The 14,234-nt window shown below is 57.2% G+C and carries 11 protein-coding genes; 6 read left to right on the top strand and 5 right to left on the bottom strand.

Annotated elements, in window-relative coordinates; genetic code table 11:
• Positions 1 to 11 precede the first annotated feature (11 nt).
• From ptsP to pgi, 4 genes are all read left to right on the top strand, one after another.
• Positions 12 to 2,882 (top strand): phosphoenolpyruvate--protein phosphotransferase, encoded by a 2,871-nt coding sequence (gene ptsP, locus ACFIOZ_RS13185; protein ID WP_386078445.1) that lies wholly within the window; start codon positions 12 to 14, stop codon positions 2,880 to 2,882.
• Positions 2,882 to 3,853 (top strand): 1-phosphofructokinase, encoded by a 972-nt coding sequence (gene pfkB / locus ACFIOZ_RS13190; protein WP_280110286.1) that lies wholly within the window; start codon positions 2,882 to 2,884, stop codon positions 3,851 to 3,853. Before ptsP ends, pfkB begins: the two co-directional genes overlap by 1 nt.
• A complete protein-coding gene (locus tag ACFIOZ_RS13195) occupies positions 3,850 to 5,583 on the top strand; it encodes a PTS fructose-like transporter subunit IIB (protein WP_386078448.1) in 1,734 nt (577 codons plus the stop codon). The genes pfkB and ACFIOZ_RS13195 overlap by 4 nt, the downstream gene beginning before the upstream one ends.
• Before the next feature lie 197 nt (positions 5,584 to 5,780).
• On the top strand, positions 5,781 to 7,448 hold the full coding sequence (pgi, locus tag ACFIOZ_RS13200; protein WP_386078451.1) for a glucose-6-phosphate isomerase: 1,668 nt from the start codon (positions 5,781 to 5,783) through the stop codon (positions 7,446 to 7,448).
• Between the two features lie 83 nt (positions 7,449 to 7,531).
• Here the strand turns inward: pgi and ACFIOZ_RS13205 are convergent, their stop codons facing one another.
• From ACFIOZ_RS13205 to ACFIOZ_RS13220, 4 genes are all read right to left on the bottom strand, one after another.
• Positions 7,532 to 8,245, bottom strand: a complete 714-nt coding sequence (locus ACFIOZ_RS13205; RefSeq protein WP_386078454.1) for a Fic family protein — start codon at positions 8,243 to 8,245, stop codon at positions 7,532 to 7,534.
• 238 nt (positions 8,246 to 8,483) lie between these two features.
• Positions 8,484 to 8,954: a GNAT family N-acetyltransferase gene (locus ACFIOZ_RS13210; RefSeq protein ID WP_386078457.1), complete on the bottom strand. Its 471-nt coding sequence runs from the start codon at positions 8,952 to 8,954 to the stop codon at positions 8,484 to 8,486.
• Between the two features lie 137 nt (positions 8,955 to 9,091).
• Positions 9,092 to 9,637 carry a DinB family protein gene (locus ACFIOZ_RS13215; RefSeq protein WP_386078459.1) on the bottom strand — a complete coding sequence of 182 codons (546 nt, stop codon included), beginning with the start codon at positions 9,635 to 9,637 and terminating at the stop codon, positions 9,092 to 9,094.
• Between the two features lie 68 nt (positions 9,638 to 9,705).
• On the bottom strand, positions 9,706 to 10,437 hold the full coding sequence (locus ACFIOZ_RS13220; protein WP_386078462.1) for an SDR family oxidoreductase: 732 nt from the start codon (positions 10,435 to 10,437) through the stop codon (positions 9,706 to 9,708).
• Between the two features lie 171 nt (positions 10,438 to 10,608).
• Between ACFIOZ_RS13220 and ACFIOZ_RS13225 the strand changes: the two genes are divergently transcribed.
• A complete protein-coding gene (locus ACFIOZ_RS13225; RefSeq protein ID WP_386078464.1) occupies positions 10,609 to 11,691 on the top strand; it encodes a PA0069 family radical SAM protein in 1,083 nt (360 codons plus the stop codon).
• 41 nt (positions 11,692 to 11,732) lie between these two features.
• On the top strand, positions 11,733 to 12,032 hold the full coding sequence (locus ACFIOZ_RS13230; RefSeq protein ID WP_386078467.1) for a winged helix-turn-helix domain-containing protein: 300 nt from the start codon (positions 11,733 to 11,735) through the stop codon (positions 12,030 to 12,032).
• 23 nt (positions 12,033 to 12,055) lie between these two features.
• On the opposite strand, the gene ACFIOZ_RS13235 is transcribed toward ACFIOZ_RS13230, so the two are convergent.
• Entirely contained in the window at positions 12,056 to 14,233 is a 2,178-nt protein-coding gene (locus tag ACFIOZ_RS13235; protein WP_386078469.1) for a heavy metal translocating P-type ATPase, read from the bottom strand.
• Position 14,234 lies beyond the last annotated feature (1 nt).

The raw sequence follows: 14,234 nt of genomic DNA on the forward strand, positions 1-14,234 counted from the left end.
CGGAGACACCTATGTTGACACTCGGCCCCAATGACATCTTGCTAGGCCGCAACGCTGGCAACTGGCAAACCGCGCTGGACAGTGCCGCTGAGGCGCTGGTAGACGCCGGATTGGTTGAGGCCGAGTATCGCGACGGCCTACACGCCCGCGAGGCGCAATCATCCACATTCCTAGGCAATGCGATTGCAATCCCCCACGGTACGCCGGAAAGCCGCCAGTATGTAAAGCAAACGGGCGTTCGCGTGTTGCAGTTTCCCCAAGGGGTCGAGTGGCACGACGGCCAACGTGTGCATGTACTGGTCACGATTGCTGCCCAAAACGATGAACACCTGGATATTCTCCGCCAGCTAACCCACGTACTCGATAAAGAGGGCGTTTCTGAGCAGTTGGCCAATGCCACCTCGGCGGCCGATGTCGCGCGCCTACTTTCCAAACCGGCACTTGAGCCCCGCCTGGACGCCGACACCCTGTGCATCAACTTCCCCGCCCGCGACCCACATGAGCTCGCCCTGGCCGCGGCTGCTCGGTTACGCCAAAGTGGCTGTGTCGATAACAGCTTTATTACCGCCGTTGCCGCAGCGCAGCCTACATGGTTAGGCAACGGCATTTGGCTGGCCAGCAGCGCTCAGGGCGTTAACCAGCCTGCGCTTGGGGTCGCCACGCCAGCGGAACAAAGCCTTGAAAGCGCGGGCCATCCGGTGCATGCGCTGTTCTGCCTGGCCGCCCATGGCGACGCCCACCGCCCACTGCTAGAGCAACTGATAGCGGTGTTAGAGAACGGCGAAAGCCAACGCTTAGTGGGCAAAACCAGCGCGCAACTGCTGGCCACCCTGGCGGGCGAGACCGCCAGCACCCAGACCCGCCGGGTGCGGGTGCTTAACCCCCACGGTCTGCACGCCCGCCCCGCCAAGCAGTTGGTGCAAATTGCGCGTGCCCAGGCTATGCCGATTCAGGCACGTTTGGAAGAAGGCAGCGCCACCCCGGTTTCCGCCGCCAGCCTAACCAAAGTGATTGGCCTGGGCGCACGGCGCGGCCAGTGGCTGGTACTTTCAGCCGAAGGTGAGCAGGCAAGCGCAGCCCTTGAGGCCGTCGCTGAAGCCGTCGAATCGGGCCTGGGAGAAAAAGTGTCACCCTTTGACGGCGGCATTGACAGCACACCGCAAGCTAACTCCGCCCAACCGGATATCGAGCCCCTCACGGCCGACACGCCACATTCGGGCGTTGCTGCCTCCCCCGGCTTAGCCATTGCGCCTGTATTTGTTATTCGCCCCATGCAGTTCGACTACGCCGAGCACGCCAGCGACCCCGAACACGAAATCAGTCGTTTAAACAGCGCGCTAAAAGAGGGCGCCGCCCAACTGGAAACCTTGGTGCGTAAGGCCCCCGGTGGCGAAGTCGCGGATATTCTCTCCATGCATGAAGAGATGCTCGACGACCCCGAACTTCACCACGCGGCCGTTGATGCCATTCGTGAAGGCCGCTCGGCGGAGGCAGGTTGGTGGGAGGCGATTGAAACCGCGGCCCATGCCCAGGAGATGCTCGCCGACCGCCTGTTGGCCGAACGCGCCGCGGATTTGCGCGACGTTGGCCGCCGGGTGTTGGGTGTGCTGTGCGATGTGACGCTTCCCGAACCGCCAGATCACCCCTACATACTGATCATGGATGATATTGGCCCTTCCGATGTCGCCCGCTTAGACACGACGCGTGTACGCGGTTTGCTTACCGTACGCGGCGGTGCCACGGCGCACAGTGCTATTCTGGCCCGCGCCCTGGGCATCCCTGCGGTCGTCGGCGCCGGGCAGGCAGTAATGGCACTCAACAACGCCAGCATGATGATTCTGGACGGCGAGCGCGGACGTGTCACACCGCAGCCTTCCGAAGAGCGCCTGCAGCGCGCCGAACAGCAGCTGCTCGACCTCCAGCAACGCGAAGCCGATGCCTGGGAGAGCCGCTTTGAGGTCGCCCAAACCCGCGACGGCCACCGTGTCGAAGTCGCCGCCAACCTGGGCAACACTGCCCACGCCGCCGATGCCGTGGAGCGCGGCGCCGAGGCCGTGGGCCTGCTGCGTACCGAATTCCTGTTTATGGCCCACGCCAGCGCCCCGGATTTAGCCACCCAAATGGGCGAATATCGCCAGGCGATTGACGCCCTCGATGGCCGTCCGCTTGTCGCACGCACGTTAGATGTTGGCGGCGACAAACCGCTGCCCTACTGGCCGGTGCCCCAAGAGGACAACCCCTTTCTGGGCCTACGCGGCATTCGCCTGGCGCTGACACAGCCGGAAGTGCTCGAAACCCAGCTGCGCGCGCTGTTGATGGCCGGTAAAGACAGCCCTTTACGCATTATGCTGCCAATGGTCAAAGACATTGCCGAGTTCCGCGCAGTCAAAATCATCTACGACCGCCTACTCCAAGAGATCCCGACGTCCCAGCGTGCTACCGATGTGCAGCTTGGGGTAATGATTGAAATACCCTCCAGCGCACTGCTAGCGCCCAGCCTTGCCACTGAAGTGGATTTCTTCTCAGTAGGTACCAACGACTTGACCCAGTACACCCTGGCTATTGACCGCGGCCACCCTGAGCTTTCGGCCCAGGCCGATGGTTTGCACCCTGCGGTGCTGCGTTTGATTCAGATGACCGTGGCGGCTGCCCATACCCAAGGCAAATGGGTGGGCGTGTGCGGCGAGCTGGCCTCGGATGCCGCAGCCATTCCGGTGCTGGTCGGCCTTGGTGTGGACGAACTTTCTGTTAGCGCGCGACAGGTGCCGCTGGTCAAGGCCCGCCTGCGCGAATTTGATTTTGCGGATGCCCAGGCCAGCGCTCAGTTGGCGCTTTCCCAAGCGACCAGCGATGAAGTGCGCGATGCGCTGGAGGCGCGCTAATGGCACGCGTGCTGTGTATTACCCTCAACCCAGCGCTGGATTTGGCGTTTAACCTTGACGCGCTGGTATTGGGTAGCGTCAACCGCCCTATCAGCGCGCAGTTAGAAGCCGCGGGCAAAGGCGTCAATGTTGCCAGGGTACTGGCGGGGCTGGGCCACGACGTCACTGTTAGCGGTTTTTTAGGTAGCGATAACGATGCTCCCTTTCAATTAGCTTTTGCCAAATACGCCTTAACCGATGCCTTTGTGCGCGTACCGGGCGAAACCCGCATCAATGCCAAAATTGCGGAACAGAGCGGCCGCGTGACCGACATTAACGGCCCCGGTATGCCGATAGATGCCGAGCATTGGCAGGGGTTGATCGACACCCTGAATACCGAGTTGGCCAGTGCCACGCCCCCGCAAGCCGTCGTAGTGGCGGGCAGCTTGCCCCCAGGGCTCTCGCTGGAAGATTTTAGCGAACTGTTAAACCACTTAAACGCCAGCGGCGTACCGCTGTGGGTGGACACCAGCGGCCCAGCACTCAACGCTGCGATAGCGACCCACCCTGCAGGGGTGAAGCCCAATGAAAATGAACTGGCCGAGTGGGCGGGCGAAGACATGGCATCTTCCGATGCACGTTTGAATGCCGCTAAGCGTTTGCATGAAAGCGGCATCGCCAATGCATTGATTTCAGCGGGCGTCGAAGGCGTGCTATGGGTCAGCGCTCAGGGCGTCTGGCACGCTACGCCGCCCCAGGTCACCGCGACCAATACCGTTTGCGCTGGCGATACGTTTGTCGCTGGCATCCTCCACGGCCTGCTGAGTGGCCATGCCCCCGAGCACACCCTTCGCTTCGCCACGGCGCTGTCTGCCGAAGCAGTGCGCCATGTGGGCGTGGGCAATCATCATGCAGCCGATTTCGATTCACTCCAACAACACACCCGGATACGGCGTCTTGATGACACCATCACCGAGGGAGCCACGCTATGAATATTATTTTGATTACCGCCTGCCCCAGCGGCATGGCGACCACCTTCCTCGCGGCTAAGCGCCTGGAACAAGCGGCCCAGCGCCAAGGCTGGACGGTGCACGTGGAAATGCACGGCGAGGTCGCTCCGTTGCAAGCCGCGACTGCCGAACAGGTTGCCAACGCCGATTTAATTGTTGTCGCCGCCGACCATGTCCCGGCCCCAGAGCGTTTTGAAGGCAAGCGCCTATTCCAAGCACCGATCGCCAGCGCCCTCCCCGACCCCAGCGCTTTTCTGGCCCAGGCTAAGCGTGAAGCGCCGATTTACAGCGCGCCTGCCGCCTCTAGCACACCTACCGCGGCAAGCAGCACGGGTGGCAAGAAAATCGTCGCTGTTACCGCCTGCCCCACCGGCGTGGCGCATACCTTTATGGCCGCCGAAGCACTCGCAGAGGCGGGCAAAGCCATGGGCCACGCCATTCGCGTGGAAACCCAGGGCTCGGTGGGCGCACAAGATAAATTGACTGAAGAAGAGATCGCAGACGCCGACATAGTCGTACTGGCCTGCGATATCGACGTTGACCCGTCGCGGTTTGCCGGTAAGCGTATTTACCGCACCTCGACCGGCAACGCCCTAAAAAAACCCCGCCCCACCCTTGAAGCCGCACTCAGCGAGGCCGCCATTGAGAGTGGCAATAGCAGTGCGGGCACAGCCAATAAGAGCGTCAAAGAGAAAGGCGTTTATAAGCACCTGCTTACCGGCGTCTCCTTTATGCTGCCGATGGTGGTGGCGGGCGGCCTGCTAATTGCGCTCTCCTTTGTGTTCGGCATTGAAGCCTTTGAGCAGGAAGGCACCCTGGCCGCAGCGCTGATGCAGATCGGTGGCGGCACCGCCTTTGCGCTGATGATTCCCGTGTTGGCCGGCTATATCGCCTACTCCATCGCCGATCGCCCCGGCATCGCGCCGGGTATGATTGGCGGCATGCTGGCAGCCAATATCGGCTCCGGCTTTATCGGCGGTATTTTGGCTGGTTTCCTGGCGGGCTACGTGGCGCTGGCGGTGACACGCTACGTCAAACTGCCCTCTAGCGTTGAGTCACTCAAACCTATTCTGATTATTCCGCTGGTGGCCAGCTTGGTTACCGGCCTGACCATGATCTACGTGATTGGCGAACCCGTTGCCGCACTGCTTAGTGCCCTGACCAGCTTCCTGGAATCCATGGGCTCTACCAACGCGGTGCTATTAGGTATTCTGCTGGGTGCAATGATGTGCTTTGACCTGGGCGGCCCGGTCAACAAGGCCGCGTACACCTTTGGCGTGGGCTTGCTCGCCTCGGAAACTTACGGCCCCATGGCGGCAATTATGGCCGCGGGTATGGTGCCTGCCATTGGTATGTGGATTGCCAGCTTTGTCGCGCGCAACAAGTTCTCTGCACCGGAGCGCGAAGCAGGTAAGGCGTCGTTTGTACTTGGCCTCTGCTTTATCAGTGAAGGCGCGATTCCCTTTGCGGCCAAAGACCCGCTACGGGTGATTCCGGCCTGTATCGCTGGTGGGGCGCTAACCGGCGCGCTCTCTATGCTGGTGGGTGCCAAATTGATGGCGCCCCATGGCGGCATCTTCGTACTGCTGATTCCCAACGCCATCACCCCAGCGCTGCTCTACCTTGGCGCCATTGTGGCAGGCTCACTGGTAACAGGGTTAGGCTATGCGTTTATCAAACGCGGCGCAGCACAAGTTGCCGTTGCCACTTAACAGCTTATCCCCAAACGTGAAGGGCAGGCATAGTGCCTGCCCTCACAACCTTCCCTCCAAAAAGTAGGTTGCTTTACGCAGTTAACCCTTTTCAGGTCACAAATACCCTCTACTATCTACCATTTTTTATGTAGTATTTTTACATATACTTTTTCGATTCTGATCAACCAATTCATCTATAACAAACGGATCGCCCTATGTTTCAGCTCACTCGTAGTGTTACCTGGCAGGCGCTTGACCGCCTGCGCGACAAAACCGCCAACGACCGCATTCGTGACTACTTCACCAATGACCCGCAGCGCTTTGAGAAAATGAGCCTGCGGGTGGGCGGTCTGTTTCTGGACTACTCCAAGCATCACGTCTCCGATGACGTGCTCGCCAAGCTGATTGAGCTAGCCGACCACTCCGCCCTGGTACAGCGCAGGGCTCAGATGTTCTCCGGCGATATTATCAACGTGACGGAAAACCGCCCGGTACTGCACACCGCATTGCGCCACCTAGGCGATGAGCCAGTGTATGTAGATGGTGAAGACGTGATGCCGGAAATCACCCGCACTCGTGAGCAGATCAAGCTGTTCTCCGAGACGGTGCGCAGCGGTGAATGGAAAGGCTACAGCGGCAAACGCATTAAAGACGTGGTCAATATCGGTATTGGCGGCTCGGATCTTGGCCCCAACATGGCGGTGCGCGCGCTGCTCAAATACCGCCACCCAGAGCTGCACTTCCACTTCGTTTCCAACGTGGACGGCACCCATATTCAGAAAGTGCTCTCGCGCCTAGACCCCGCCACCACGCTGTTTATCGTCTCCACCAAAACCTTTTCTACTCAGGAGACGCTGCTTAACGCCAAAACCGCCCGGCGCTGGTTCCTGGAAAATGCCGGCGAAGACGCCGATGTGGGCGCGCACTTTATCGCTGCCTCCACCAATCGCAAGGCGGCAATGGAATTCGGCATTCGCGAAGAGAACGTGTTCGAGTTCTGGGCCTGGGTGGGTGGACGTTACTCCATGTGGTCATCCATCGGCCTGCCGATTGCGCTATCGATTGGTTTTGAAGGCTTTATCGAGCTGCTGGAAGGCGCCCACGAGATGGATAACCACTTTATCAACGCGCCCTTCTCGCAAAACATGCCCGTGCTGATGGCGCTGATTGGCATTTGGTACATCAACTTTATTGGTGCCGAAACCCAAGCCATCGTGCCCTACGACCAGGCGCTGAACCAACTGCCCTCCTTCCTGCAGCAGCTGGATATGGAGTCTAACGGCAAATCGGTGGATATTTTCGGCCACCCGGTGAATTACAAAACCGGCCCGATTGTGTGGGGCCAAACCGGCTCCAACGGCCAGCACGCCTTCTTCCAGCTGCTGCACCAAGGCACACGCTATGTGCCCATCGACTTTATTGCCTCGCTCAAGCCCGAGCCCGGCGTTGAAGACCACCACTTCGCGCTGCTGACCAATATGCTCGCCCAGGCAAACGCCTTTATGGAAGGCAGCCAAGGGGATAGCAAAGAGCTCAGCCAGCACGACCCCTACAGCTGCCCTGGCAACCGCCCTTCCAGCACGTTACTACTCGACGAGCTAACGCCGAAAAACCTGGGTGCGCTGATCGCGCTCTACGAGCACAAGGTGTTTGTTCAAGGCGTCATCTGGAACATCAACTCCTTTGACCAGTGGGGCGTACAGCTTGGCAAGCGCATCGCCGGTGAAATCAGCGAGCGTATCGACACCAACGCCGCCGATTTCGACACCTCAACGCAAGGACTGCTGGAACTGGTGCGTGCGCACTTCCCTAATGGCGGCAGCGGTGAGAAAGAGAGCGCCCCGGCCAGTGCCGATAAGAAACCTGCGAAGAAGAAGCGCTAGGCTAGGTCGGTAAACGGTAGCAAAACAAACGCCTTGGTTTGAGAGAACCAAGGCGTTTTTGATTAAGTACACCATTCCACTTATTAACCGATTGGCAAGTCGAGCTTAAAATTTTTGATGATTTTCGGGTCTAGGCAGCTGCGTAGAAACGTATTCATAGGCGCCATATCGTTCGATGAGTAAAAATCCATCATCAGGGTGTTGAACTCTTGCTGACGCTTGGCAGGCACATTAATAATCGGGAATCCGTAGGCCAGCAAAATGCCATTCATCATAAATCGGCCAGTACGCTTGTTAACGTCCCAAAAGAATTGCGCCCTAGCCATCTGTAGAAAAGCAGTGATGGCTTGATCGTAACTATCCTCTTCGCTCTCTACCTGCCGCTGAACCTCTTGCCATCTAGCATCAAGCTCGTCAGGCGCGGGCGGCTCATAGTCAGAACCTGCGATCGTTACATAACCAGAACGAAATTTGCCCCACTCCAAGGCCTCTTCCTTGCCTGCGATGGCATGGATATCTAGAGCGGTGTGCTTATCAAAGCGAAATTGGCCTTTATCGACTAGCGTGAATATATGCTCCCAAGCTTTTGCCTGGTTGATCGCCATATTCTGATCGCTGATTTTATGGCCGCCAACGGTTATACCATCCAGGATCGTCTGAACCTCCGGCAGCGTCATAGCTACCCCTTCCAGGTTCACCGCATCGTAAACCAAAGCAGGCACATCCCGTACCGCCAGTTGCCTAGCCAAGCGAATATTAGGCTGCATATTCCACTGCTTATCCTGTGCTGTTGCCATGGGGCCGTGTCTCGTGTTCTGCAAATGGGATAAGTATATCGCCACGGGATAGAGTATATGCTGTGAGGAAGCTATCTGTTACTAAGCATAGCTAATAGACTCTGATGATCCGCTCTTTTTAGCGCCTCTCTGCTCGCACATGTCTGCCAGTTTCGACTCCGATAAAAACGTGGCGGTGATGGTGGATTCTGACCAAATAGCCTGAACGGACTCACTATCGCTTAGCGTAAATGACCGATCATTCAATGTCCCAATACATAATATGTTGAGGCCCCGCAGCACCACCCAGGTAGTGCCCACCTGTCTCATGAAAGCCCGCCTTTCGATAACAGGTGTAAGCCGCAGGGTTCTTGGCGTTCACCGTCAGGTAGATCCGAGGGTAGTTCGCATAGTTTTCTTTTAGGTAGGGAAACAGCGCTTTTACCGCCAACGTTCCGAACCCTCTACCCTGCTGCTTGGAGTCAATGAGAAACGTGCGTAAGCCTATGCTGCCTTTAGTGCAAAAATCATAATCATCAGCGTAGGCTATATCGATTTTGAAGCACCCTATCATCTGATCATTGTGTTTAATCACATGCAGATGGGTAGCCTCGTTTTTATCAGCGAGAAAGTCCTGAGCAGTTCCAACAAACTTCACCTGATCATCATGCACCGCAATACTGCGCACAACAGCGATATCCGATGCATTAAGTTTTTCTAGCTTGATCATCTAGTGTTCGCAGCTATTGTAAGTAATGTGACACTTTTCAATGTAAGCCACCGCTATCAAGGATCTTCAGTGTACACATATCTAATATGTCTGGGCTTTCTCTCTTTACCGTTTCCTACCATAAAAGTGGTTAACCATCATATTGAAGCCTCCTCCGGAATCAACGCCAGTAGATCGGTGACGCCAATATCCACCCCGGCTTGGGAGAATAAAGTAGATGCCTGCCCACGGTGGTGGGTTTGGTGGTTGAAGAAGTGAACGATCAGGCTTGAGTAGCGCCGTTTTGAGGCCACTCCTTTTGTGTTGTGATAACTCAGCGTGGTACTCACATCGTCGTCTGTAAGCGCCGCTACCCAGTTAATAATCACGGTATCGAGCCATTGACGATGCGCTTTCAACCCCTCCAAGTCATCAAAGAGAGGCTGATCAAGGCGCTCTTGCGCAGGTAGTGCCACCATTACCTCAAGTGTTCTTGCGGAAGAGGAGGCATGTGTGGCAAACCGTTTGAGCCAAATAGTGTCAGCGACCGTGATGTGATTCAGTGTGCCAAAAATCGAGCCGAAGAAGGCGCCACGCTCTTCACTCAGTTCAGAGGCGCTCAGCTTACTGGCGGCATCATAGAGTTTAGCGTTCATCCACTGGTTATAAGTGGCTAACTGTTCGAAGTGTTGTTGAAGTGTCATGAGTTAAGACCTTTCCTTGTCAAAAGCAGCATCCGTTTAGAACGTTTGAAATACAGGCGAGAACGGCATTACCGCCCACCTGCGACATCAATAAATGACCCCGTTACATAAGAGGCTTCGTCCGACAGCAGCCAAGCGATGGTATTAGCCACTTCGTCAGCGCTACCGCCACGCTGCATAGGAATTTGGGGAGCTAAACGATCAACCCGTCCTGGCTCTCCACCATCGGCATGCATATCAGTGTAGATAAAACCGGGACGAACGGCGTTAACACGAATCCCCGAACCCGCCACTTCACGAGACAACCCCTTTGTTAGGGTGTCCATGGCACCTTTCGATGCAGCGTAGTCAACATATTCGAAGGGCGAGCCTGTTTGCGAGGCAAGCGATGAGACATTGACGATGGCACTACCAGCAGGAAAGCGTCTGGCGGCTTCTCTGGAGCAAAGAAAACAGCTGACCACGTTGCTATTAAGCACTTGGTTGAAGCGCTCCAGGTCGATGTCGACCAGCTTGGATTGAGCAAACAGTATCCCTGCATTATTAACCAAGTGCGTCACCTCGCCAAAGTGCTCCTCTGCTGCATCAAACAGGCGGATCACGTCAGCTTCATTGCTAACATCCGCTTGATGGGCAAACGCTCGGCCACCGTTACGTACAATGGTATCAACCACACTATTTGCGCGATCTCTGTTCGCAAGATAGTTGACGCACACTGCATAGCCTTTAGTCGCCAGCAGTTTTGCAGTCGCAGCTCCTATACCCCGACTTCCTCCCGTCACAATAACCACTTTTGACATGATGTCTCCTCAATGGCGCTGAGTTCACAAACCCACTTGTCAGATTAGCCCCGTCATAGTGACTTGGGTAGCTTCACCGGAGCCACCTGTCGTATTCCGTCATTTACGGGCTATTGCTTTCTTGCCTTTTCACAACTACTGTATATAAAACCACTAAAAGGAGGTGGACAGATGGCATCTCTTGGCTCGCCTTTTCAGTCAGCTACCTATAAAGGTCGCGGAGCAACCTACGACCCGCACAATCGCTTTTCGCCTACCCACAGCGTGGCAGAAGACGACGGCTGGTGGCGAGAGGAAACGTTAACGACCATCGCCACCGAAGTACGCGAAGAGGTAAGCAAAAGTGCACTCTCCTGGAACAAATCACCGGATTTACCTTTTGATCGCTCGCTGAACCCCTACCGCGGCTGTGAGCACGGTTGCGTTTACTGCTACGCCCGCCCCTCCCACGCCTACTGGGATTTATCGCCAGGGCTGGATTTTGAAACCAAATTGATTGCTCGCAGCGGTTTAGTGGAGCAGTTAACCGAAGAGCTTTGCAATCCCAACTATGTGTGCCGCCCCATCAACCTTTCCGGCAACACCGACTGCTACCAACCGCTTGAAGCCAAATACCAAACCACTCGACAGTTACTTGAACTGCTGCTGGAGTGTCGCCATCCGGTAACGCTGGTGACCAAAAGCACCCTGGTGCTGCGCGATTTAGAGCTACTCGCGGAGATGGCCGAGCACCGCCTGGTACGCGTATTTGTCAGCTTGACCAGCCTGGATGCCAATTTAAAACGCACATTAGAGCCACGAGCGGCGTCGCCCCAGGCGCGCTTACGAGCCATTCGTGAACTTAATACGGCGGGCATTCCCGTAGGTACGCTGATTTCGCCGGTGATTCCGGGGCTGACGGATCATGAAATCGAAAACCTTTTGGAAGCCGCCAGCCGTTCGGGGGCACGCACCGCCGCCTGGATGCTGCTGCGCTTGCCCTATGAAGTGGCGCCGCTATTTGAAGCGTGGTTAGAAGCCCACTACCCAGAGCGAGCGGCTAAAGTGATGAGCCTAATGCGCCAGTGCCGGGGCGGTAAGGCGTACGATGCCAAGTTTGGTAAACGCTTTCGCGGTGAAGGGGTATTTGCGGATTTAATCGCCCAGCGCTTTGCACGCGCCAGCCGCCAGTGGAAGTTGCAGGATCGCACCGAGCAGGGCTTGAACACGCGGGATTTTCGCCCGCCACGAGCGCAACAGGATTTATTCATTTAAGCTAAGCGGCAGATGCAACAATTAGCTGCAAAGGAAGCCGAATGCCCACGCTTAGCAAAACCAAATCGAGTTTTTACCGCCGCTTATATGTCGCCCATTTGATCGAACAAGGCATCGCCAGCGTGCCTGCGTTAATCGAGGCCACCGGCATGCCGAGACGCACTGCACAGGATACAATTACTTCGCTCGCCGAGTTGGATATCGAGTGTGTATTTACTAAAGATGACGGCGAGCGCCACAACATTGGCCGCTACCAGATACGTAATTGGGGCGCGATAGATCCACACTGGGTGGCGACAAATGCAGAGCGCCTTAAACAGGCACTTGGCTATGCCATTTAGCTCTCTTCATTTAGTGAGCCCTCTTACTCCGGCTCAGCCCAGGCTAATCGTGCAGCGTTGAGGGTAACCGTCAGCGAGCTTGCTGCCATGGCGAGCACTGCGATTAACGGGGGGATTGCCATCACGATCACCAAACCGAGCGCCAGCGTGTTATAGAGCGCCGAAAAGAACAGGTTCTGCACCATGGTGCGCCGGGTGCGCTGGGCAATGCCAAGCAGTTTCACTACCCCGCCAACTCCTGGTGTCATAAGCTGAGCAGAAGCACCCTCCCGGGCGGCCTCGCTGGCACTCAATGGCGCGATACCCACCTCTGCTGCGACCAGGCTCAAGGTATCGTTTAAGCCATCCCCCACGTAGAGCGTTGGCGATGGCAGTCCTTGCAATAACCGCGCTTTGGCTTCCGGCGAGCGCTGAGCATAACAAGCTTCACGGGGAAGCCCCACGCGCTCGCCTAACCAATTCACCGCGCCCTGCCGGTCACCGCTGATCATCGCCACTACATAACCTGACGCGAGTAAGCGCTTCACGCTGGGTTCGGCGTCGCCTACCGGCTGATCAGTGAGATAGAGCGTGGCGAGCCAACCCGCCTCATCGGCGATCACCACTTGAGAAGCAAAGGCCAGCGTTGCGTCCTCCGCTTGGGCAGGCAGCACGATGCGCTGGCGAGCCAACCAATGGGCACTGCCTACCGTCAGCCATTCGCCACTACTTAACTGCACGCGGCGCCCTTCCCCGGGCGATTCGTTGACCTCTATACATTGTTCAGGTGGCTGATCGCTTGGGTTACTCGCCCAGCGGGCGAGCGCCTGCGCTAAGGGGTGTTCGCTGCCCGCAACGGCGGCGCTGAGCTTGCGTTGTAACATCTGTTCATCAAAACCTTCCCGCGCCAGCCAGTGAAGCACTGCGTGGCTGCCGGTGGTCAAGGTACCGGTTTTATCCAGTGCGACCGAGCGAATACGTGCCAGGGTTTCAAGCGCTGCGGGGTCGCGCAGTGCAATCCCTTGCTGCATAGCCTGACCACTCCCTGCCAGGCTTGCCAGCGGTACTGCAAGCCCGACGGCGCAGGGGCATGCCACGACTAATACAGAAAGCGCGCGCACCAAGGCATCCTCCCAACCCAACCCGAATAACAGCGCAGCGGGCAGTGTCAGTAACGCGAGCCCTAGTGCTAACGGGCTTAGCCAGGCGGCAAAGCGGTCAGCAAGCTTCTGCAATTCGCCTTTTTTGGCCTGATAGCGGCGCATTTCATCACACAGCCGATCCAGTCGCCGCTGGCCTACCCCAGCGCTGACCTGCATGACGATAGGCGTGGCACCCAAATAACGGCAGCCCGCGTATATCGTCTGCTCTGCTTGAAAATGTCGCGGCAAGCTTTCCCCAGTCAGTGAGGCGGTGTCGATCCAGCCGGGCTCTTCAAGGGCGCCGTCAAGAGCCACCATCGCACCGGGCGCTAACTCAACGCGCATTCCCGTGCTCACGTCATCTACAGGCAGCGATATCCAGGCTTTCTCTTGCCAAGCCGTGATGTTCACGTTCGGCAGCGTCAGGGCATCCAATGCTTTTAACCCCCGATGGCGGCACAGCGTTTCCACCAACCGCCCAACGAGTAAGAGCACGATCAGCATTACCGCCGTATCGAAGTAGACCTCTGCAGAGCCGCGCCATAGCAGCCATACCGACACCATCACCGCGCCAATAACGCCAAGGCTGACGAGCACATCCATACCGGGACGCTTGGCAAGCAGCGTGCGCCACCCCGCCCGGTAAAACGGCACGCCGGCAAACAGCACAACGGGCAGTGAAAAAGCCCCTGAAACCCAAGCGACTACTTGCTCAACCTGCACGTTTGGCAGCGCACCGGCGTAGATCAGTAGAGAAGCCAGCATTGTCCACATGCCGAACAACGAGCCGACCATCAGTCTAAGCGTTAAGTAGCGGCTCTCCTCCTCTAGACGCGCATGGGCATCCGCCACCGGCTCAAGCTCCGTCAGTCGGTAGCCCAGACGCTTAACCTTTGCGGCGAGATTCGAGAGCTGGGTAATGGCAGGTGTGCCGCTGATGCAAAGCGTTGCGCTTGGGTAGTGCACGCTAACCTCACGCACGCCTTCAAGCCGCTTAAGTGAGCCCTCCACGGCTAGGGCGCAGCTGGTACACCACATACCGTGGAGGGTATAGAGCTTTTCCGCGTTGGCGTCAGTCATG

Source organism: Vreelandella sp. F11, assembly GCF_042466685.1.
Classification (GTDB): Bacteria; Pseudomonadota; Gammaproteobacteria; order Pseudomonadales; family Halomonadaceae; genus Vreelandella.